20 protein-coding genes and 1 other annotated feature are annotated in these 20,697 nt (G+C 43.1%); of the genes, 2 read left to right on the plus strand and 18 right to left on the minus strand.

Going from position 1 to position 20,697, the window contains the following annotated elements; genetic code table 11:
- Positions 1-544: 544 nt before the first annotated feature.
- The 11 genes from QJ036_RS07530 to QJ036_RS07580 form a co-directional block, all read right to left on the minus strand.
- On the minus strand, positions 545-754 hold the full coding sequence (locus QJ036_RS07530) for a helix-turn-helix transcriptional regulator (RefSeq protein ID WP_283230775.1): 210 nt from the start codon (positions 752-754) through the stop codon (positions 545-547).
- A gap of 49 nt (positions 755-803) precedes the next feature.
- A complete protein-coding gene (locus tag QJ036_RS07535; RefSeq protein WP_283230776.1) occupies positions 804-2,123 on the minus strand; it encodes a ParB/RepB/Spo0J family partition protein in 1,320 nt (439 codons plus the stop codon).
- Between the two features lie 3 nt (positions 2,124-2,126).
- Positions 2,127-2,984, minus strand: coding sequence for a ParA family protein (locus tag QJ036_RS07540; RefSeq protein WP_283230777.1), 858 nt, complete (start codon positions 2,982-2,984; stop codon positions 2,127-2,129).
- Between the two features lie 2,140 nt (positions 2,985-5,124).
- Positions 5,125-5,832, minus strand: coding sequence for a hypothetical protein (locus QJ036_RS07545; protein ID WP_283230778.1), 708 nt, complete (start codon positions 5,830-5,832; stop codon positions 5,125-5,127).
- Positions 5,833-6,026: 194 nt separating this feature from the next.
- On the minus strand, positions 6,027-7,406 hold the full coding sequence (locus QJ036_RS07550) for a M56 family metallopeptidase (protein ID WP_283230779.1): 1,380 nt from the start codon (positions 7,404-7,406) through the stop codon (positions 6,027-6,029).
- Positions 7,387-7,770 carry a BlaI/MecI/CopY family transcriptional regulator gene (locus tag QJ036_RS07555; RefSeq protein ID WP_283230780.1) on the minus strand — a complete coding sequence of 128 codons (384 nt, stop codon included), beginning with the start codon at positions 7,768-7,770 and terminating at the stop codon, positions 7,387-7,389. The genes QJ036_RS07550 and QJ036_RS07555 overlap by 20 nt, the downstream gene beginning before the upstream one ends.
- Positions 7,771-8,053: 283 nt before the next feature.
- Entirely contained in the window at positions 8,054-8,281 is a 228-nt protein-coding gene (locus QJ036_RS07560; RefSeq protein WP_283230781.1) for a hypothetical protein, read from the minus strand.
- A 38-nt stretch (positions 8,282-8,319) separates the two neighbouring features.
- The gene (locus QJ036_RS07565; RefSeq protein WP_283230782.1) at positions 8,320-9,333 is read right to left on the minus strand and encodes a Fic family protein; all 1,014 of its coding nucleotides are present in this window, start codon (positions 9,331-9,333) and stop codon (positions 8,320-8,322) included.
- A gap of 31 nt (positions 9,334-9,364) precedes the next feature.
- Positions 9,365-10,213: a HipA domain-containing protein gene (locus QJ036_RS07570; protein ID WP_283230783.1), complete on the minus strand. Its 849-nt coding sequence runs from the start codon at positions 10,211-10,213 to the stop codon at positions 9,365-9,367.
- Positions 10,210-10,545, minus strand: a complete 336-nt coding sequence (locus QJ036_RS07575) for a hypothetical protein (protein ID WP_283230784.1) — start codon at positions 10,543-10,545, stop codon at positions 10,210-10,212. Before QJ036_RS07575 ends, QJ036_RS07570 begins: the two co-directional genes overlap by 4 nt.
- Positions 10,542-11,192, minus strand: a complete 651-nt coding sequence (locus QJ036_RS07580) for a recombinase family protein (RefSeq protein WP_283230785.1) — start codon at positions 11,190-11,192, stop codon at positions 10,542-10,544. Before QJ036_RS07580 ends, QJ036_RS07575 begins: the two co-directional genes overlap by 4 nt.
- A 453-nt stretch (positions 11,193-11,645) precedes the next feature.
- Here QJ036_RS07580 and QJ036_RS07585 point away from each other — a divergent pair, with 453 nt between their 5' ends.
- Positions 11,646-11,981 (plus strand): hypothetical protein, encoded by a 336-nt coding sequence (locus QJ036_RS07585; RefSeq protein ID WP_283230786.1) that lies wholly within the window; start codon positions 11,646-11,648, stop codon positions 11,979-11,981.
- An 859-nt stretch (positions 11,982-12,840) separates the two neighbouring features.
- On the opposite strand, the gene QJ036_RS07590 is transcribed toward QJ036_RS07585, so the two are convergent.
- The 6 genes from QJ036_RS07590 to QJ036_RS07615 all read right to left on the minus strand — a co-directional run bounded on the left by QJ036_RS07590 (position 12,841) and on the right by QJ036_RS07615 (position 17,621).
- Positions 12,841-13,749 carry a hypothetical protein gene (locus QJ036_RS07590; protein WP_283230787.1) on the minus strand — a complete coding sequence of 303 codons (909 nt, stop codon included), beginning with the start codon at positions 13,747-13,749 and terminating at the stop codon, positions 12,841-12,843.
- A gap of 41 nt (positions 13,750-13,790) precedes the next feature.
- Positions 13,791-13,955 carry a hypothetical protein gene (locus QJ036_RS07595; RefSeq protein WP_283230788.1) on the minus strand — a complete coding sequence of 55 codons (165 nt, stop codon included), beginning with the start codon at positions 13,953-13,955 and terminating at the stop codon, positions 13,791-13,793.
- Complete coding sequence (locus QJ036_RS07600; RefSeq protein ID WP_283230789.1) at positions 13,952-14,182, minus strand: hypothetical protein; 231 nt, start codon at positions 14,180-14,182, stop codon at positions 13,952-13,954. Before QJ036_RS07600 ends, QJ036_RS07595 begins: the two co-directional genes overlap by 4 nt.
- 584 nt (positions 14,183-14,766) lie before the next feature.
- On the minus strand, positions 14,767-15,699 hold the full coding sequence (gene tsf / locus QJ036_RS07605; protein ID WP_283230790.1) for a translation elongation factor Ts: 933 nt from the start codon (positions 15,697-15,699) through the stop codon (positions 14,767-14,769).
- A 98-nt stretch (positions 15,700-15,797) separates the two neighbouring features.
- Entirely contained in the window at positions 15,798-16,541 is a 744-nt protein-coding gene (gene rpsB / locus QJ036_RS07610; protein ID WP_283230791.1) for a 30S ribosomal protein S2, read from the minus strand.
- 147 nt (positions 16,542-16,688) lie between these two features.
- Positions 16,689-17,621 (minus strand): bile acid:sodium symporter family protein, encoded by a 933-nt coding sequence (locus QJ036_RS07615; protein WP_283230792.1) that lies wholly within the window; start codon positions 17,619-17,621, stop codon positions 16,689-16,691.
- Between the two features lie 90 nt (positions 17,622-17,711).
- Positions 17,712-17,972: a binding site (T-box leader), on the minus strand.
- Between the two features lie 158 nt (positions 17,973-18,130).
- On the opposite strand from QJ036_RS07615, the gene QJ036_RS07620 reads away from it, so the two are divergent.
- Positions 18,131-19,819: an ABC-ATPase domain-containing protein gene (locus tag QJ036_RS07620; RefSeq protein WP_283230793.1), complete on the plus strand. Its 1,689-nt coding sequence runs from the start codon at positions 18,131-18,133 to the stop codon at positions 19,817-19,819.
- 87 nt (positions 19,820-19,906) lie between these two features.
- Here QJ036_RS07620 and codY read toward each other — a convergent pair whose 3' ends face one another.
- Complete coding sequence (codY, locus tag QJ036_RS07625; protein WP_283230794.1) at positions 19,907-20,683, minus strand: GTP-sensing pleiotropic transcriptional regulator CodY; 777 nt, start codon at positions 20,681-20,683, stop codon at positions 19,907-19,909.
- Between the last annotated feature and the right edge of the window lie 14 nt (positions 20,684-20,697).

Below are 20,697 nucleotides of genomic sequence, written 5' to 3' on the forward strand. Positions count from 1 at the left end.
GGGACCTTCATTTCCTGACCACCCCAGGGTCCCCCGGGTGACCTTCACTTCCTGGCCCCCTCAGGGTCACCGGGTGACCTTCATATCCTTGACCGCCCTCAGGGTCCCCCGGGGACCTTCACTTCCTGGCCGCTCCAGGGTCCCCCGGGGACCTTCACTCCATAGCCTCCTCAGGGTCCCCCGGGGACCTTCACTCCATAGCCGCCTAGGGTCCCCCGGGGACCTTCATTTCCTGACCACCCCAGGGTCCCCCGGGTGACCTTCACTTCCTGGCCCCCTCAGGGTCACCGGGTGACCTTCATATCCTTGACCGCCCTCAGGGTCCCCCGGGGACCTTCACTCAATGACCACCTCCAGGGTCCCCCGGGGACCCCAAAAATAATACCTCCAGAGGTTACATCTTCTGGAGGTATCTTAAAAATCTCATAGTTACATCCCAAAGCCCATCATCACTTTGGGATGTGTTTTTAGAAGGAGAGAAGGCTACACCTTCTCTGTTATGGCAATCCTATATTACGATTAATAATATAGGGAATAGGTAAAGTTATTTAAACAACTCGTCAACCGTTATATTATAAAATTCTGCAATTTTATCCATAACTTCAAAAGACGGACAAACATGTTTTCCTGGTTCTTCTAGGTATCCATAGTAGCTACGCGCAATCTTGATACCATTTGCTACTGCCATTTTTGAATAACCATGTTCAGATCGTAAGCGATATAAATTTTGTTTAAAAATAGCTTCAGCGTTCATTTCTATTCCTTTCTATCTCCCGGAGGATATATCCTCCGGGAGTAAATTGTTATTTATTGAAAAGAGTTTCAGGGGCGGGTAAAGCAGTCATGCCGGAAGCGGAATACCTCTTATAAGCTTTTTGCAATTTGTCAGTTGCGGCTTTCCAATTTTCAATGGCTGTCTCATATTCGAGAGTCGCTTTAATGGTTTCCAAATTCTGTGCTTTTTCTTTTTCCGCGGCGTCCAACTCCTGACGAAGCTTCTCTTCGGTTTGAGCATGGGCCTTTTCCAAATCGTCCCGTTCCTTTTTCAGAGATGTAAGCTGTGCTTCATATTGTGCCTTTAATTTTTCAGCCTGAGCCTTTTCCATCTCTGTATGAGTGTCCTTAAGGATTTTCAGATCCTTTTCAAGATTGTCAATTACTGCCTGTTTTTCTTTAATTTCTTCCTCTTTATTTTTTCGGAGCTTTTCTAAAGCTTCCGTATTCTGAGCGGCAGTTATTTTCAAACTGTCCTGCAGTCGGGCAAGTTCCTGATCGGCTTTTTCTTTCTGCCGTTTCATATTTTCCGCTTCTGCAGCTGAAACTGTCTTTCCAGCCTGTATCATTTCATAGATAGTCCGCTGTTCTTCTTCTGAAAGTTTGGAATAACTACTTCCTTCTTTCAAGGTGATATTATGCTTCTCGAATTCTTTTTTGAGTTCAGGAATCAATTTATCAATAGAACGATAACGCTTTATTTGTGATTCACCCAGCCCAGTTTCTTGTGCCAGCGTTTTGATGATATTGACCGGTTCATCCTGATAAATGATAGCATATAATTCTTCCAGTCTTTTCAATTTCTTCTGCTGTAAAACAGGATCTTTTTCCCGAATTTCGTCATTGGTGATAATCAGACGGATTTCACTTTCAGCTTCGGCCCTGCGTCTTTCTTCCGGTGACATTCCATCTTTGAGCGTCCGATTAATCTTACAAGGATACCCCCCTTCATATTCTTTGACATTCCGAAGATAATCCTTGTAATTACGGTCTTCCGGATCTCCATTATAATCTCTGTATTCTCCAATGATCTTATCAAGGGCCGTAGTACGGCGTTCTCCGGCTTCCAGCATATACAAATCATTGTCGATATCGTAAATTACAACAAGTGGTTGCTGTAACCCAAAATGCAGAATGGAATCAGCCAGTTTATCAATATCGTCAATGGGATAATCATTCTTTGGATTTGTTACGATCCTGTTTCTAGGTATCTTAATAACCTTGAATTCGTTTCGTTCCGGCTCCTTTTTTTCAAGCTTCTGTGCAAGGGCTTCCACACGATTTTCCGCAGGCATTCCTCCATTCATATTATCAGCCGGTCTCTGAAAATTAAATTTCTGTCGTCCCATAATCTATTCCTCCATTCCAATCGATTTCTTTAAGCACAAGGTATCCGTTTCGTTTAAAATATCCATTTCTAACAGCAGTTTGGCATAATCAAAAACACAACGGGTAGAAGGGCAATATTGCAGAATTGGAAGATTCTGTGATATCGCTTCGCTTGCCTTAACGTCTTTTGCGATATAGGTTCTGAAAAACATATCCCCCAGACTCTGACACAGCTCATCATATATAGCCCGAAAAATAACTGTATTGGATTCAACCCGTGTAATGTATACTCCTTTAACCGTGACTGGAATATCAAAATCCTCTTTGATTCGTAAAACATTGTCTAAGGTTTCTTCAATTCCCTTCCGGCTGTACGATTCTGCATTAGCTGGACAAATGATAAAATCACTTGCATAAAGACTGTTGGTTGTCAGTATATCGTCTGCCGGTGCATTGTCAATCAGTATATAATCATAATCTTCACGAACCGTCTGTAATGCTCGCTTTAATATCACATTGTTATTAGCGGATGTATTAAAGAGAATGTTATATGGAGTCTGTTTGTGGCGTTTGCTTGCCGGAATCAGATCAATCCCTGCAATAGAACTGGGATAGATCACAGACATAACATCTTCTTTGGTGCGATAACGGCCTTTCATTAATTCTGCGATATTGGGTTCTTTTGGTGCTTCCATCCCGCTTATCACTTCGGAAGTATCAATTACCAAATGACCGAGGCTCATGGAACTATTGGCCTGACTATCAAAGTCAACAACTAAGACCTTTTTTCCGAGATAAGCAAGTAACTGACTGATGATCAGGACACTGGTGGTTTTTCCGGTTCCACCTTTGTTGTTTAACACAGAAATTGTAATTGCCATAATAATATGCTCCTTCTTTTCGTTATTGCTACCCTTATTACCCATAAATGTTCTACAATTAAGAATGTTCTACGATTAAGAACATATTATAAAAAACATGAAATGTCAATAAGATTATTGTAAAACATATCCGGTAATGTTTGTTCTTGAGTTGGTGGGGGAAGGTTTTTCACCCGGTATCGAACGTATTCATGTATGGTTCACCTCCTATCTTTTCATATCCGTATAAAGTCTGCCTGTCGTCGTATGGGGTTTTGATAGCTGTTAATGATGCGAAATGAACAGGTTCTGCAAGGGGTGAAAACGGTACCGGAACGAAGTGAGGATAAGGAGTGTCCCCTTGCTGGTTCTGGAAATGAAGCTATAATGACAGCGTCAAAGCCCAGGCGACAGGCAGCATGATAAAAAGAAGGAAGCGATAACAGGAATACGTTCGATACCGGGCCGCCGGAGGCATAAAAGAAACCGGCTCAAGCCGGTTTTCCGCTTTCGGGGTTCCCCCGGGGACCTTCACTCCATAGCCGCCCCAGGGTCCCCCGGGGACCTTCACTTCCTGGCCGCTCCAGGGTCCCCCGGGGACCTTCACTCCATAGCCACCCAGGGTCCCCCGGGGACCTTCACTTCCTGACCGCCTCCAGGGTCACCGGGGGACCTTCACTTCCTGACCTCCTCCAGGGTCACCGGGTGACCTTCACTTTCTGGCCGCCCTCAGGGTCACCGGGTGACCTTCACTTCCTTGACCGCCCTCAGGGTCACCGGGTGACCTTCACTTCCTGGCCGCCCCCAGGGTCACCGGGTGACCTTCATATCCTTGACCGCCCTCAGGGTCACCGGGTGACCTTCACTTCCTGGCCCCCTCAGGGTCACCGGGTGACCTTCATATCCTTGACCGCCCTCAGGGTCACCGGGTGACCTCCACCTCCTGGCCGCCCTCAGGGTCACCGGGTGACCTTCACTTCCTGGCCGCCCTCAGGGTCACCGGGGACCTTCACTCCATAGCCACCCAGGGTCCCCCGGGGACCTTCACTCCGTAGCCGCCCTCGGGTCCCCTGGGGACCTTCATTTCCTGGCCACTCCCAGATATCATCAAGGACTACTTTATAAATTATCCGGTAATGTTTGTTCTTGAGTTGGTGGGGTTCAAATTAAAACAGTGGGTTTTCCACCCCCTGTACCCCCGGACAAGCGTGCGACGCTTGACCCGGCTCTTCGCCAGAGCAAGGCGAAAGCCGGTCCCATTGGAACCGACTTCGCTAATAAGCTTACTGTCATGCCTATGTCAAGCCCTGCCCGTCCTTCGGACAGCGTACTGTGGCTTGACATAGTTTTGGTTTTTGCAATATAAATAGTAGTTATCTATAGGTGTTAATTCGACACGTTAAACATATTGTAATGTTATCGTTTTTATGATATACTTATAATTAAGAAATGGGACAAAATATTTATATTGTCCCATTTTATATTAATAAAACCAACAGTAAACATCTCATACATTCTTCTTATAATGTCCCCCCCTTCAATAAAAACGAGCATTATAAGTACCCGAGACGTTCCTCCTCGAGTATTGAGTATTGAATGATTATTATGTTATAGCATTATATCAACCGATAAATAGATAGAAGATTCTTAGACGAACAAAAAAACATACAGCTAGATACACATATTCAAACACCGATATTCTATTCTTTTAGAATATCGGTGTTTGAAATAATCTTTCATGATCCAATCTATGTCTCATACCTATTGAATACTTCCTACTTTTTCAATCTAATGTGTCGGAACATTAATAAATCAATAATAGAATAGATTGGAACAATCAATAATTCTTTAGCATATAATACAAATGATCCGTTTATCTGTAAATACACCATGTATACAATCGGAACCATTATTCTACACAAAATATTGCTGTATAAAACTTGATGTGATTTGTTTTCCTTTAAACATCGTTCTATTCCCAGAGAAACAGAAAAAAGGGTATAAAAGATAACGATATATATATATGGAATCATCACTTTTAAAATCACTGAATAGTAAATTGATCCAATATATAAAGCCCATTGCTTTATATCATGATAGAATATCATCATAGACGCGCAAAACAAATCACATAATATGACTATTATTCTTTTCTTATCTTTCATTGCAGATTATTTACATACTCATTGGATAACTTGCTACTCCAAGAGCTTCCTCCTCTCGTGAAAGACATTTCCAAATAACTTCCGATCATTGCTCCCGGTGATTGAATATTAACTTTTGTCCAAGATGAAGGAGCTGTAATAGTATATGTTGTATTACTTCCAAACACTGTATTACTACTCTTCACTTGTCCCGACTGTGCTAGTGAGGCACAGCTTAAGACAGATTTTATACTATTTACAACAATTGTCGGCTGTCCTCTGTCATAGCTGTAAGTAGCCTTATTTGCAGTGATAAATGTAATAGTTCCACTCACTTCTTTTGTAAAATATAATGTACTGCTCATAAGTACCCAACCAGATGTATCATAAGCACTCCCTACCAATGATTGATTAACTCCAGCTTTAGCATCAGAAACAGCTTTCCATGCTGAATATGCTTCACTGTCCAAAGTTTTTACTTTTGTTACTTCTACAACAAATTCATCATCACTGTTTAATAAATCTGATTGCTTAGTAAACAGAAATTCCCCGTTTCCCTTTTCCTCGCAAACAGCATTTAATAGACTACTTCTATTAAATTTTGCTTCATAAGGAATTTCTTCAGACGTATTGACGGATGATTCAGCAGCATGTGCAAATGCAGTACAAGAAAAAACACACATAATGCAAATCGCTAAGAATAACCCAGATAATCGTTTTAACATATAATTCTCCTTTCCTCTTTTAAAGAATGCACAAATTTAAATAATTAAATTGTTACGACATTATTATACACGGATTATTTTACATAAGCCTCTTCATTGGACTCACCTCATTTCCAAATAATCTTTAATTCATTATTCAATTTAATTTATAATTGAATCGCCTTTTAATTAAAGGGGACGCGCCCCTTTAATTATTACGGTTTTTTCAAAACAAATGATACCGAGATTGTTTGATTTGACTGATTCTCAATATATACTCTATGACCTCCCGATTTTCTAATTGTAAAAGTATGGTCTATCTTTCCCGTAGAAGATACCGCTCTTCTCACACCATCCGGTTCCATGAGTCCCACTCTGGTTAAACAATCACTCGGTTCAATACTTGCCATTACAAGTATTTCATCACCTATACAAGGTGTAAATTCTATCGTTTTTTTCAACGTATTCACTGGAATCGTCCACGTATAACTGCTGGTTCCTCTGGTCACAATGAGTGGCATTTCTATTTCTGTAATCTTACTTTCCGTTTCGGCTGGAATGATTTCCTCAATCAATACCTCTGGTTCCTCTAATTCTTCCTCAATCACCACTTCTGTCTGTTCTTTAAGAAAATCATATCCCTGCAATACTCCGTCACTAGCTGCATAAGAAGTAACTGTAACTGTTCCTACAAAGAGAACCGATAATAAAAGTACCGTACTTTTTTTTAACTCTTTCATATACTGATATCCTTTCAACTTCAGCACCCTCCTTTTTACACTATTCATATTTTCAAATAATGCCGACATTGTCAGTCCCATCCTGTTCCTCTTTTCCTTCCCTGAAAAATTAGCAATGGCTTTAAAGTATTGTTGATAAGAAAAAGGAGCATTTTCTTTTTTGCACAAATCTCTGTCACAATAAATCTCATTCCACTCCACAATATCGTTTGTAAGCAGATACACGATCGGATTAAACCAATGAATTCGTTTTAACCAGACGAGAAAATACAACCAGATCTGATCCCGGTGTTTAACATGCATTAATTCATGCCCGATTATAATCTCTGTATTTTGTGAAATATCTATGTTTTCAGGAAGAAGAATGACTGGTTTTCTTATTCCGCTGACCTGAGGTATCGTACAAATGATATTTTTATATATTTCTACTCTGCGTTTTATACCATATTGTTCCTGCAGCATATTTTTTACATCAACCAGTTCCTGTTCCGGCAAAATATTGTGCTTTTTTATATACTTCAAATACTGTTTATTTTTGAAATGCCAGGTACACTGGCATAAAAAACCTAACAGCCAGATAAAAAACACTATTTTTAACACTCTATATGTGAAGGGAGAAATCCCAAAAATATCATTCACGCCTCCCTGTCCATTATAAGATGCACATTTAAAGCGTAAAAAAACAATAGGCATTAACCAGAAGATTACAACTAACTTTGCCGAAAAGACCAGCCAGTTATATTTTTTATACCGTTCTAAAAATAGCTCCAGTACCTTCCACAAGCCATAGGCGACACTTCCGGTTATGGAAGTCAGTAAGATGCAGAAAAACCATTCACTGCTGCTCAGACTCATCCAGAATTTCCTCTATCTCTCTTATCTCTTCGTCGGTTAACTGCTCGTTTTCACGCAAATTGGAAGCCAGACAGAGAAGCGACTTCTTCCCCCAAAAATCCGCCATATATCCCATAATTGATTCCAGATATGCTTCTTCACTAATTGCAGGTGTATAATCATACGCTCTTCCTGCCTGTTTCATATGAAGAAAACCACGGCGCACTAAAGAACGGATATATGTCGACACCGTCTGATACTGCCACTTTTTGTTGTATACATCCTTTGTTTGTGCATAAATATCGGCAAGCTGCATAGGACGATCCGCATCCCAGATAATCTTCATGATTGTCAATTCCGTAATTGGTAACTCTTCAATTTTCATTGTTCTCTCCTCAAAACGCGTTTCAAGATTAAATTTAATTTTCAATTATATACTACCATATTGTTCTCATTTTATCAAGTATTATATTAATTATTTTCTATATTTTTAGAACTTATTTGTAACAATATATATTTTTTATTTTTTTCTCATCCCCCATTATTTTTTTCTAAAAGTAAATCCCAAAGCCATACTAGACTTTGGGATTTATTAATCCATAGTATTATAATTCCGTTCACCCTTTATCCTCTTGCTATTAAATACAAAGTTTCTTATGCCTCACATATCATCCTCCGCAATACCTGTCACACAGCTTTTCAAATTGTTCCTGCGTAATTGATTCATCGGGAACCCAATGCTTTGCATAACATTCCAACACCTCACAGGCGTCAAAATACCCATAGTCTTCCGTTTCATCATAATATTCCAACATATCCACCTTTTCCTGAATCGGCTTCGGAAGCGGAAAATCAATTTTTACGGAATCATTTACCCATCGATATTTTTTCTCCATTTCTGTCTCCTTATTACTTCCATGTCTGTCTGCAGTTATCACCGTTCCGGTTCCCATTCATCCTCTTCATACCGTGGCTCATCCGGCTTGTAAGAATTTTTCAGACCTTCTTCCCTCTCCTGATCACGCAATTCTTCAATAACTCGTTCTGCATATTCACCAGCTTTTTCAGGAAATCCATTGCACTTCCATGTTTCTACATCCTTAAGAGTGCAGTCTGTACCACAGATTTCCCGTAGCTTTCTCATATTTTTAATCAAAGAATCCGTTGCCCGATAACCACATTTTTCAATATCTGCAATCACCAACGGCTTTTCAAGATAACGGCTGTGTGTCTTTATTGCTTCAGACTTTAAAAAGCCAATCATCTGATCCAGTTTTAATTCTTCGTCAAATTCTTCTAAAGCTGCATAATATTTCTTTCGATCCTCTTCGTAAATAATCACCGGAGGATGCCCCTGAAGCAAAAAGTAATAATTCATCAAAGTTCTTCCTACTCTCCCATTTCCATCTGCAAATGGATGTATATTTTCAAACTTTGCATGAAGATAAGCACCCCCAATAACCGCTTTTTCAGGGGGCACGGCTTCCTGAATATCCTCTATCAGTTCTTCCATTTCCTCAGACACATATTCCGGTGGACAACCGATCTCACGAATACCCGTTACATAATCATGCAGCTTATATTCTCCGGGACGTTCCCCTTGATTCCACCTGTGTTCATCATAGCACCCTTTCATCAGGATCGCATGCAGCTGCTTAATAAACTCTTCGTCTATAGCTCTTCGCTCTTCATAGGATTCCAGAATAAATCTATGCGCTTCTTTCTGATTCTGAATCTCAAACAGAGTTCTTATGTCACCTGTATAATCAATGATTTTCCCATTTTCAAAAATATCTCTGGTATCATGATAAGTGACATTCTCATTTTCAATTTTTCCGGAATGATAGGCAAATAATACGCGAAAGCTGTCCAGTTTTCCTGCCAGATCATCTGCCGTCTGCAGATTCTCCTTTTTCCATTCATTCAGTAATCGTTCATAAGGACTCATGATATTCTCCCTTTACTTTAATCATATCCTGTTACAATTCCGGTTCCCATTCATCCTCTCTCTGCAGAAGAGTATCTTTTGGATTATGCTCCCACTCATCTTCTAAACACTCTTCTCTCAGGTGAAAATTCGGGATAATATCTCTATTTGCTTCGAGCTGGTAATCCAAAACCCGCAACGCTCTCGAGTCTGGTTCCTGGCTTAAACATGTTTCTAACCGTCCGTAATCAATCTGCAGGCCGATCCCGGCCTCAAGAGCCTGGCGTCTTAAATTCGCGCAAAAGGGTTGTCCGCAAACAAGCGCTATATTCTCTTCAATGGTTTCCTCATTGAATCTTCCCCAACTGCTCAATAACGCCGCCCCATTATCGAAAACAGGGGCCGGACGGCAGATCCCGCTTTCATTATCAATAACGACACCCAGATTATTAAAATGTCTGTCAATGTTTAAAGTAAGCATATCCAAAGATAAGACCTGAGAAAGATATTCAGAGCAATCGATACCTACTGTATCCCTCACAAATTGTTTAACAAACTGGATCCTCTCTGCAGGCTCCGGAATAACCCGTACCCGGTCCAACAGATGCCCTCCTTCATATACTTCATGAAGCCTCTCAAAGCTGATAAACGACTCTGTTTTGCTCAAAAATGTTTTAGACCGGCAGCCGGATTTCCCATTAATTTTGCATGGCTCATAAACAACATAATCTTTGATATTGGAGCATTTTAAAACAAGAGAAACAAGATATTCGGCCAGACCTTCATATCCTTCTGAATTTGCCTTATACCAATAGCCGTCATCATAATACTTCGGCTGTGTTCCCTTGGAGCTCCCCTGTACCATTACCAGAGCTTTTGTATCTAACGTGTATTCTCTCATCTTATTGCCACATCCTTCCACTGTAAAGTTTCTCCCGGGAACCGAATCCATATAAAATCGTCATAGGTTACACCATGAGTCTTTTTTACCCACTCCCATGGATTGTTTGAAGCCATACCAGCCGATTCCAGTATTTGTTTCAGATCTGCTCTCTCATTTTCATAGCATCGACTTTTTAAAAAATCATATACTCTAAAAATATCTTCCCTATTCCCACAGAAAGGCTGCTTATAAGAATCCGGCACAAACTTCCTAATCAATACTTTTCTTTTATCATCTGAAACGCTGACATGAGCAACCGGCTCATCCAGGTGCATAACTGTAAAGTTCATATGCCCTCCTCTATTTCAGCTTCATACTGTTTCTTATACCGATAAAATGTTGACTGCGACAATCCCAATTCTCTCATCAGCGCAAATGGCTGGATCTCTTTTTCCTGTACCCTTTTATATTCTTCTTTGAATTTTTCAAAATCCATGGCCTTCGGCCGTCCATAATCGGCCCATTCGCCCCTGTCCTTCTTCTTTTGTATACCCTCGCGCTGCCTTTTTTCCCGTTTTTCAAATTCTGCCTGTGCTATCGTTGCATAAATCTCAATGAGCATATGATTGATCGTATCAAGAACCATGGCTGCCATATTATCCTGCAATCCTGTTAAGTCTTGCAAAGTAGTCGGTATTTCGAGAATCATAACTCTGATTCCACGATCTGCATAATATTGCAGCTCATTCAGTGTTTCCTTCTTATTTCTCCCCAGCCGATCAACTTCGGTCACAATAAGCGTATCTCCGGGGCGAAGGATATCATTTCTCAAAACAATATAGCGGGGACGATCAAAATTCATGCCCGATTGCTGATCCGTAAAAATTTTTTCCAGATGAATCCCACGGTTTCTGCAGAACTGCTCGATCTCATCAATTCCCCGGTCCAAATGCTGTTTTTTTGTACTTGTCCGATGATATCCATAATAATATCCCATTTTACGATACCTCTTACCTATTCTCTTATCTCATTTTATCATAAACCTCCCAAAATGTCATTTAACTTTTTGGGAATTGCCAAAAGTAATCATACATACTTTTTGGCAGTTCTTTTTCTTCTTAAATTTATATTCCCAAATTGTATACTTTTTGACACTTAAAAACAGCGAGATAGAAGGACAGATCTTAAATTCTATAAAAACATTGTATCAGAATACACCTCATTTTCTCATTTCAACCATATATAAGATGATAATAAATTTGATTAATTCTCCGCCACCCCGAAAAAAAAATTGTAAAAAAACGTAAAAAAGTGATTTTGGGGCGCCAATATCAACCATATATATTATGGAAAAAAACGGAGGGATATGCGTATGTATAAGTCACGGTCACCACCAGCACATACTATATACAATAATTAATAATAACAATAATACTACAGGAGGATAACAATGGCTATATACGATTATAAACGGTGCAGTTGGTTACAGATTGGTTGCAAAGGAGAGGTCTGGATCCATGGCTTTGGCGATCCAGGCACGTACTGCCAGTTGGCAGTACACATGGAAGATGATGGCTCTGTGGATACATTATTGGCAACGGATTACACCCGCTGGTTGTATGGTCACTATGCTGTTGTGACATTTACGGTCCCTGACCCTGGCGATCCGGTCCGCAATATGCGGCTGTACAACATGGTGGCCTGCTACCGGCTGGACAATGTAACCTATACATATTGCGCCAATAATGGCATGTATGTGCCGCGTCGGCAGCACCTGTTGCCGTAGTATTATCTCGGGATCCCTGGGGCAGTCAGGGAGTGGAGGTCTCCGGTGGACCATGAGGGTGGTCATGGAGTGGAGGTCACCCGGTGACCCTGGGGCGCCATGGAGTGAAGGTCACCCGGTGACCTTGAGGGTGATCATGGAATGAAGGTCCCCGGGGGACCCTCATTATAGCCATAAAACGGAATTTCGCATTTAGGCTTGTTTTTTTAGCTGATTCTGAGCTTTGGTATCTTCCGATGAGAATATCTAAGGAGCCGTTTTGATGTGCTATGCTGGATCGTGACGATGGGAAGCTTCTGTTGGCTTGTCTTTTCCCTTCATCGTCGCGAAGATGTGATGAGCACATCAAAATGTGAAATGCAAGGCCGAGCGCAGTGAGTGCAGTTAAGCCTTGCATTTTACATAGGTGACGATGTTTTTTTCATAATCTCCCTATGCCATCTGCAAGTTTATCTTTTGATCTGCAAAAAGGATCTGATATTTTGCAGTAGAAAATATCAATATACATAAGAGTGAGTATTTATATAGTAGTGATATATACGGCTCTTATAATACCCAAAAAAGCCCACAGTTACAATGCTTCCAGGTTATTTTGCGCGGCAAAAATCCGGGATGTTTTTTTGATTTTCTTCCTTAAAATGGAATATATTAACATTCTATGTCAATAAAGTTGAATATTTCATATTCTGACTGTGCATAAAATTTGAATGGATTATCTGCATCAAAACAAAAAAAGTGACAGCCTCCTTTTTGGCCATCACTACTTGATAATTCTTTTAATTTTTAAAGTTCTTGCATACGCAAAATAGACTTAGTGTATTGATATATACTAAATCTGTTTTCATCTTATTTTGTTTTCTTAGTCTATAATTGGTATTTGCATAGATCGATCAAGGCCCAATAGGTTACGCAATAACTTGTGGACCAAAGCCGGGCGCAGAGTCCGTATCCATTTATAAACATTCTTTGTCTTAGCATTGATCGTCTGCAGACTCTTTTTAATAACACCGGGCAAGGTAATCCTGTTATAAGGGTGCTTTTCATTCCATTTTTGGATCTCAGTTCCGTACTGGATAAACAGATCCGCTGTTTCCCGGATTACTTGCTCTGGTGCCTCTTTAATCCGGTTTCGCCGGCACTCCACCCGGACCAAATGGCGATGCAGCGTTTCCTTATCGGTTTCCGATCTGTTGCCTTTAAGGCCGCGTACCGCCCGAGACAACGGCTCTATGTAACACACTCCATTTCTCATACCAATAGAAAAAAATGGCCGCAATTCCTCCAGATACGCTTTGATGGACCGACGCTTAACCCCCAAAAACTCCGTATACTTGTTGTATAGTTTTTTGATACCGATACGATAAGTTGTGTGATTAGTATCATCAAATCGCATGGCATCCGTTGCTATGATCTGGGCACCGGCGGAAAGCCTCAAAAACTCCGGATCACTGTACATAGCCCTTGACATATTGATATATCCATCTGCATAGTCCCCATCTTTAAAATCATTATCCAGGATCCAGACATCAATATCGTAATAATCATTTTTCTGTGTTCTTAATAAACCTTTCTTTTCCAGTCCATGCAGACTATCATAAAAGCCCTGATAGGATATCTGCAGAATCTCACAGCACTCCCGGTAATAGACGCCCCGCACACATCCGCTCTCGTTCTGGCGGGTAAGTAGCAAATTAAACAGTCCTCTTTCTGATTTTGTCAGCTTTGCGTTTATGCTCCTATAATACACGCTATACTTTTGTTTTCTCATGCTTTCCACCTCCTCTCCGAGTCAAATCTTTTGGATTTATGTTACCAGCACATATACAGGGCATCCAACTTTTTCCGGATCCGCTCCAATTCTTCTTTTGTCACCATTTTCGGCTTCCCATATTTAAGATAACAGTCAATCATTTCCTGGATATCATCGATCTCATAGCGGCTCTCAATGATAATCTTGTCATTGTCCAGTTTCATTCTTCTTCTCCTTCCTTTGATACAGATATAAATGGCGTCACCAATGGCAGACGCACTTGTCCATCCAGTCTCCTTAGATACTCGGCCATCCGGCAGATTTCTTCCTCAGATGGTCTTTCCGCATTTCCGTCTTCCGAGTCGGCGGTGCTTAACACTTGCTGCAGCCAACCGGCCAGCTCCCAGCCATAGGCACATAGTGTAGTCTCTGTTTTATTTATGCGTCCCATCGGCCTCTCCTTTCTTTACACCAAAAAAAGCATCTGCGGGAATCCAGTGTTCCAACAAATGCTTTACCTTTTTACCATACGGGAATTAAATTTTGCTGTGATTATCCTTGACATTTTATCGGTAGACCGATATACTGAAAGTAATCGAAAGCAAGCCGTGGTATAAGCTGTTCGGGAGTCTGGGTCCTAGCAGTGAAGGTGTTGGTAGCACCGTTCCGCTGTTTGCTTTTTGGTTTTTATTATGACCGCCATAGCGGTCATTTTATTATGCTTAAATGTAATATCCCTCACTATCCGGCGAAGAAAGCCGAATACAGGTAGTGCCGGAAACATTGCGTGAGTAGATTACAATAAGTTACTCTGTATTACTCAAATTACTATCTAAAATTTATGTTACTCAAATCGTTACTCAAAATTTACTCAAATTGGATTGGTCCTTGACGGTTTTTGGCGGTTCCTGACGACTTTTCGTCAGGCCATAGAAAAAGGCCCCGAAAACCTTATGGAAACAAAAAAACAAGTATCCACAAGGCATTCCGGGCCTTCATAGATTTTATGATTTTAAAAAGGTAAAAATTCTTTGATTACATCATCTGCTTTGCAACTTCCTCAGCGAAGTTCTCGCTCTTCTTCTCAAGGCCTTCACCGGTCTCGAAACGAACGAACTTCTTAACGGAAATCTTTGCGCCGTTGGCCTTTGCAACCTCATCGATGTACTTGGCTACGGTCTGCTTTCCGTCCTCAGCCTTTACATATACCTGATCTACCAGGCAGATCTCCTTCAGCTCTTTATTGATACGTCCGTTGATCATACCCTCGATCACCTTGGCAGGCTTCTGGGATTCCTTGGGATCGTTCTGGATCTGAGCCATAAGGATCTCTTTCTCATGTGCAATATACTCTTCGCTGATCTCGCTTCTGTCGATATACTTGGGGCTCAGAGCTGCGATCTGCATAGCTACGTTCTTGCCCATCTCTTTTACTGCATCATTCACAACATCAGACTCAATGTCAACCAGAACACCGATCTTGCCGCCCATGTGAATGTACTCAACGATGCAGCCGTTATCCTCAACCAGCTTCTCAAAACGTCTGATCTTCAGATTCTCACCGATCACAGCGATCTTCTCAACCAGAGCTTCCTTCACAGTCTTGGAAGGATCTGCATTCCATGCCTCTTCCATGAAAGCGTCCATATCTGCTGCATCAGATGCAACTGCCTGAGCTGCAACCTCTGCAACGTATGCCTGGAAGGTCTCGTTCTTTGCAACAAAGTCTGTCTCGGAATTTACTTCTACAACAGCAGCGCAGTTTCCGCTGATCACGGTCTTTACAAGACCCTCAGCAGCGATTCTGCTTGCCTTCTTCTCAGCCTTGGCCTGTCCGTTCTTTCTCAGGAACTCAACTGCTGCATCCATATCACCGTCATTTGCTGCAAGAGCCTTCTTGCAGTCCATCATGCCGGCGCCGGTCATTTCTCTTAACTCTTTTACCATTGCTGCTGTAATTGCTGCCATAATTTTTTCCAATCCTTTCTCGATATGATACATTGCACGCAGTCGGGATCCGTATATCCGCTGCACTGCTAATGTCCCCGAAGGGCTGTCTCCTTAAATTAAGCCTCAACTGCCTCAGCTTCTGCTTCCTCAGCCTCTGCTGCACCCTCAGTAACTTCCTCGCCCTGCTTTGCCTCGATGACAGCGTCTGCCATCTTGGAAACGATGAGCTTAACGGCACGGATTGCATCGTCGTTGCCGGGGATCACATAATCCAGTTCCTCAGGATCACAGTTGGTATCAGCAATACCGATCAGAGTAATACCCAGTGCGTGAGCCTCCTGAACACAGATTCTCTCTTTCTTGGGATCTACGATAAAGATAGCGTCAGGCAGCTTCTTCATTTCCTTGATGCCGCCCAGGTTCTTCTCTAACTTCTCCATCTCCTTCTTGAGAGCGATAACTTCCTTCTTGGGAAGTACATCGAAGGTTCCGTCTTCCTGCATCTTCTCGATGGCACGAAGTCTCTGGATTCTGCTCTGGATGGTCTTGAAGTTGGTCAGCATGCCGCCCAGCCATCTCTGGTTTACATAATACATACCGCAGCGCTCTGCCTCAGTCTGGATGGCATCCTGAGCCTGCTTCTTGGTTCCTACGAAAAGAATGGTACCGCCGTCAGCTACGATATCAGCCACTGCCTTGTAAGCATCGTCAACCATGCCGACAGATTTCTGAAGGTCGATGATGTAGATACCATTTCTCTCAGTGTAGATATAGGGAGCCATCTTGGGGTTCCATCTTCTTGTCTGGTGTCCGAAGTGTACGCCTGCTTCCAGCAGCTGCTTCATTGAAATAACGCTCATGTCTTTTTCCTCCATTTGGTTTGATCTTCCGCAGATTTCTGTCTTCCTCAGAGACCGGAGCTCCGGCACCGTCTGAAGAATCCATCTGCGTGACATTTTTTCAGCCTTATCATTTTAACACGGTATCTATGGGATTGCAAGTATTTTTCACTTTTTTTTAGCCATGAAATTTGCAAAAACCGCACCGGAAATATTATGCCATACACTGAATACAGCTCCCGGAATTGTTGCCAGAGAATACTGTGCAAAATGTGTTGCAGCAAGTGAAGTGGCAAGTCCCGAATTCTGCATGCCCACCTCGATGGCAATGGCTTTTCTCTTCTTCATATCCATTTTCAGGAGTCTGGCCACAAAAAATCCAAGAGCATAACCACCGCAGTTATGAAGAACCACAACTGCCATGATCAGAAGACCGCTGGTCATGATCTTTGACGAATTGGCCGACACGACTGCCGCAACAATTGCCACAATGGCCAGCACCGAAATAAGCGGAAGGATTTTTGTCACTTTTTCTGTAAATTCAGAAAACAGTTTGTTGATGATCACACCGGCTACGACAGGAATGATCACGACTTTGATGATTGATAAAAACATGCTCATCATATCAACCTCTACCGTCTGACCGGCATACAGATAAGTAAGAAGCGGAGTGATAAAAGGTGCCAGGATCGTTGAAACCCCTGTCATTCCCACAGATAATGCCACATCTCCTTTCGCCAGATACGTCATTACATTAGAAGAAGTTCCGCCAGGACATGTTCCCACAAGAATTACACCGATGGCAAGCTCCGGTGAAAGCCGGAAAAGCTTTGTCAGCCCAAAAGCCAGAAGCGGCATAATCAAAAACTGGGCCAATTCACCAAAAATCACATCTTTAGGATGACTGAATACCACTTTAAAATCTTCCGCTTTCAATGTAAGTCCCATACCGAACATAACGATACCAAGAAGGGTGTTTACATAACTTGTCTTAACAAAGCTTACCGTCGACGGTGCAAACAGCGCCAGTGCTGCCACCGCAAGCACAAGAACTGCCATATACTTTCCGATAAAGTCACTGATTTTTTCCATCACTTTCATTTTCTCGTTCTCCTTTTGCTGTCGTATTATTTTGTCAGAGAAAACGGCACTTTGATAACCTGGTTCGGAGTCAAAAAAAGCCTCTGTCTCCAAAGAGACAAAGGCTGAATCCTCTGCGGTACCACTCTTCTTGCCGGAATGCCCGACCACTCGTCATGCTGTCCATCAACAGCAAACATTTCTAACGGATGTTACCCGTTCCGCCTTACACAGGACCGACCTCATCAAAAAGCGGCTCCTTCGGGCAGAAAGCTCCAAGGTGATCTTCAGGTTTTCAGGATGTCTGCGTCACACCATACCGCAGCTCTCTGTGCATCCTTCCAACTCTACTTTCCTTATCATTGCACTGTTATCTTTGACTGCCTCAAACTATAGTCCTTTTATTTCAAAATGTCAATGTTCTGAACTGATTTTTTCCAAAAAAATCTGATTCTTGTGCTACAATCATAATAGACCGAAAAATAAGTCGGATCACTTTAACTTCAATGTAAAAGAAAGGAACTGATATAATGAAATCTTCTTCACAGCTTGATATCATGCTCCGCGAGATCGATCATAAGGGATATCCAGCCTATAAATCACTGAAAGGTGCCTATGATTTCGGCGATTATTCCCTCTCCATCGACCATGTACAGGGAGACCCCTTCGCCTCTCCGTCCAGGCTGACCATCCACATCACAGACAAGGCCTCCGGTTTTTCTCCGGACCTCTGGCGTACCCCGGACAGAAAAACCGCTTTCTGCGATTTCCTTCTGCGTCGTTTTGCAAAGGAAATTCAGGAGTACTCGTTTCAGGCCAGGGGATCCGGAAAAAGCGGTGCCCTCTTTACCACCAGGCCCGGACAGGAGGTGCTTGGCCGCACTGCCTGTACCATTGACCGGGACAGCCACACCATTCTCGTGCGCTTTGAAGCCGGTTTTCCCGCCAATGGGCGCACTATCAACGCCAGAGAGCTGAAAAAGATCCTTTTCGACTATCTGCCCAGGGCAGTCAAAAATGCCCTGTACAGCAGAAACACGGATCAGAAAGCCCTCCGGAACGCCATCGACCTGTATGAGGATCAACAGGCTTTACGAATTCTGCTCACCGAAAATGAGCTGGCTGCCTTCGTTGCCGACGGAGCCGTTCTTCCCCGAAGAAGCGGTGTATCAAATGCTCCTCTGCCGGGAGCCGTTCCCTTTTCCTCACCGGATTCTCTGCGGATTTCTTTGACCCTTCCCCACCGCGGTACCGTCACCGGCATGGGAATCCGACGGGGGATCACCCTGATCGTCGGAGGCGGCTACCACGGAAAATCCACCCTGTTGAAAGCCCTGGAGGCAGGTGTCTATAACCACGTTTCCGGTGACGGCCGGGAATTTGTCATCACCGATGCCACTGCTGTAAAGCTCCGTGCCGAGGAGGGACGCGTCGTCAAAAAGGTGGACATCTCCCCCTTCATCAACCATCTGCCCAATAAAAAGGATACCCGGCTTTTCTCCACCGAGGACGCCAGTGGCAGCACCTCTCAGGCCGCGGGAGTCGTGGAGGGAATGGAGGCCGGCACAGGACTGTTTCTCATCGACGAGGATACCTGCGCCACCAATTTCATGGTCCGGGATGAGCTTATGCAGCGGGTCATTGCCCCTGACAAGGAACCCATCACCCCCTTCCTTGCCCGTATCCGTCCCCTCTATGAGGAATACGGAATTTCCACGATCCTTGTTGTCGGGAGCTCCGGAGCCTTTTTCCGAAAGGCAGATACGATCATACAGATGGACAGCTATCACGCGGTCGACATCACAGATTTTGCCAAAAAAGAGGCCGCTCTCGTTCCTGCTGCCGAAAAGGATGTCCCTTTCCCCTCAGTCAATCTGTCGAGAAGGCTCTGTCTTTCTGCCGGGAAGCGGGAGGACAGCCGCGGTGTAAAGATCCGCACCATGGGAAAGGATTCTCTGAGCTTTGACCGGGAAACCATAGATCTTCGCTACGTGGAGCAGCTGGTGGATGAAGAGCAGACACGAGCACTTGGCTCCATTCTTCAATATCTGGTGATCCATGGCCATCCGGATGCTTCCCTGTCCGATCAGCTCAGACACCTGTATGAAACACTCACATCGGAGGGACTGGAATCCATCGTCTCGTCAGACTGCCCGCCTTTCCTGGCTCTGCCCAGACTCCAGGAGATCTTTGCCTGCGTCAACCGATGCCGCTTCTGAAACGTGGGCTGCATGGCGCAGTCAAAAAGGCACAGGACTGTAATCTCAGCCTGTGCCTTCCATCCTCTTTATTTCAGCTTTTATCACCTACACCGGTTCCTTCAGCTTTTTCAGTTCATCAAACACCACATCATTGAGCACCTTGATGTAAGTTCCCTTCATACCGGAGGAACGGGATTCAATGACTCCGGCACTTTCAAATTTGCGAAGGGCGTTGACGATCACAGAACGGGTAATCCCCACCCTGTCTGCGATCTTGCTGGCCACCAGGATTCCCTCGCTTCCCTCCAGCTCCTCAAAGATATGCTGAATCGCCTCCAGCTCAGAGAAGGACAATGTGCTGATGGCAGATTTTACGATCTGAACCTTTCTCGTCTCTTCTGCATTCTCCTCATTGACGGAACGCATCATTTCCAGACCGACCACTGTGGTACCATACTCACTCAGGATGATATCATCGATACCGTACTGGTTGGAAGATTTGTAGATAAACAGCGTTCCCAGCCGTTCTCCCGCAATATCAATGGGGGTAATAATCGCCTGATACTTTTTAACGTTTGTTTCCTCAAAACCAAGGGTTTCCAGATTTACATTCTCTTTGGTGGAAAGAACACTGAGCAGTCTTTCGTTCAGCATTTTATCAACATATCCACCCACCTGATCTTCGATCAACTCTTCGATCTCATCCACTCCATCGCTTAATCCTACGCCAAGCACCTTACCCTTTTTGCTGATCACAAGGATATTGGAATCGAGAATTTCGCTCAGCACTGCACAAATATCATTGAAGACTACCTTACTGGAGTTATTGTTATGAAGCAATTTGTTGATCTTTCTGGTCTTATCCAATAATTGTACACTCATTGCCGGCCTCCTGC

Origin of the sequence: Fusibacillus kribbianus (assembly GCF_030053595.1) — a bacterium.
GTDB classification, from domain to species: Bacteria; Bacillota; Clostridia; order Lachnospirales; family Lachnospiraceae; genus Lientehia; species Lientehia kribbiana.